This window comes from Micromonospora maritima (genome assembly GCF_902825405.1).
GTDB classification, from domain to species: Bacteria; Actinomycetota; Actinomycetes; order Mycobacteriales; family Micromonosporaceae; genus Micromonospora; species Micromonospora maritima.
In genome coordinates, this window is the sequence record NZ_CADEAU010000763.1 from 1 (window position 1) to 1,854 (window position 1,854).

Below are 1,854 nucleotides of genomic sequence, written 5' to 3' on the forward strand. Positions count from 1 at the left end.
CAGCACCCGGGCGGTGACCCGCTGCCGGAACAACGGGTCGGCGGTGAGCTGGGCGGCGATCACCGGTGCGCCGAGCCGGGCGCGGCGGTTCGGGGCGAACTTGGCGACCCGGCGCAGCGGCACCGGCACCTCGTCGGCGGGCAGGCCGGGCAGCACCGCGGCGGTCAGCGTGACGATCCGCTGGCGGACCGGCTCGGGAAGGGTGGGCTCGGGCTCGACCGTGGTGGTGGATTCCTCACCGGTTCCGGGCGCACCGACCACCGGCTCCTCCGGGGAGGTGCGGTCGTCGTACGGCTCGGTGAGGGGCATGTGGCAAGTCTCCCACCCCGAACGGGCCCACCGCCCGGTGAGTGAGCCGATCTCTCATCGTACCCCCGTGGTAACGGAAGGGGCCGGAGTGACCGGAGTGTCGGACCGTGCCGTTACCGTCCGGCGGGTGACGCGAGCGGAGTACGTCCAGGAGGCGTTGGCCGGGCTGGACCGGGCGGCGGGCAGCGGGGTCGACCCCGCGCTGCCGCTCTACGCGACCACCTTCGTGGTGGTCGACCTGGAGACCACCGGCGGCGCGCCGGACGGCGGCGGGATCACCGAGATCGGCGCGGTGAAGGTCCGTGGCGGCGAGGAGCTGGGCGTGCTCGCGACCCTGGTCAACCCGGGTGTGCCGATCCCACCGTTCATCACCGTGCTGACCGGCATCACCCAGGCGATGCTGCTGCCCGCGCCGCCGATCGAGCAGGTGCTGCCGAGCTTCCTGGAGTTCATCACCGACGCCGTGCTGGTCGCCCACAACGCCCCCTACGACGTCGGCTTCCTCAAGGCCGCCTGCGCGAAGCACGGCTACCCGTGGCCCAACCCCCGGGTGCTGGACACCGCCGCGCTGGCCCGCCGGGTGCTCACCCGCGACGAGGTGCCCAACCGCAAGCTGGGCACCCTCGCGGCCTACTTCCGCACCGCCACCCAACCCACCCACCGGGCGCTCGACGACGCCAAGGCCACCGTCGACGTGCTGCACGGGCTGATCGGCCGCCTCGGCGGGCACCGGGTGGACACCGTCGGCGAAGCGATCGAGTTCGCCCGGGCGGTCACCCCCACCCAGCGGCGCAAGCGGCACCTGGCCGAGGGGCTGCCGAAGGTGCCGGGGGTCTACATCTTCCGCGCCGCCGACGACCGGCCGCTCTACGTCGGCACCTCCGGTGACATCGCCACCCGGGTGCGCAGCTACTTCACCGCCGCCGAGAAGCGGGCCCGGATCTCCGAGATGCTCGCCGCCGCCGAGCGGGTGGAGGCGGTCGAGTGCGCCCACTCGCTGGAGGCGGAGGTGCGCGAGCTGCGACTGATCGCCGCGCACGCGCCGCCGTACAACCGCCGGTCGAAGTATCCCGAGCGCCAGGTGTGGCTGAAGCTCACCGACGAGGCGTACCCCCGGTTGTCGATCGTGCGCGACCTCGCGCCCACCGACTCGGCCTACCTCGGTCCGTTCCGGTCCCGGCAGGCGGCCGAGCTGGCCGCCGCCGGCTTCCACGACGCGGTCCCGCTGCGTCAGTGCACGCACCGGCTCTCCCGGCGCACCACCATGCCGGCGTGCGCGCTGGCCGAGCTGGGTCGCTGCCCGGCGCCCTGCGAGCACAAGATCACCCCCGAGGAGTACGAGCACCGCGCCGCCACCCCGTTCCGCACCGCCACCCGTGACGACCCCGGCGTGGTGGTCGACGCCCTGCTCGCCCGGATCGAGCTGCTGTCCGCCGCGCAGCGCTACGAGGAGGCCGCGGTGGCGCGGGGCCGGCTGGTCGCGGTGCTGCGCGCGGCCGTCCGGATGCAACGGTTGGCCGCGCTGACCGGCATCGCCGAGCTGGC

General features: G+C 74.3%; 1 protein-coding gene and 1 pseudogene. One reads left to right on the plus strand and one right to left on the minus strand.

The annotated features are described in order from the left end of the window. Window positions 1–309 (minus strand): annotated as a pseudogene (locus HUW36_RS32020) (NYN domain-containing protein); the annotation flags it as partial. Between the two features lie 127 nt (window positions 310–436). Here HUW36_RS32020 and HUW36_RS32025 point away from each other — a divergent pair. After that, window positions 437–1,854 (plus strand): DEDD exonuclease domain-containing protein (locus tag HUW36_RS32025; RefSeq protein WP_174531480.1); only part of this gene is annotated, 1,418 nt, incomplete at its 3' end.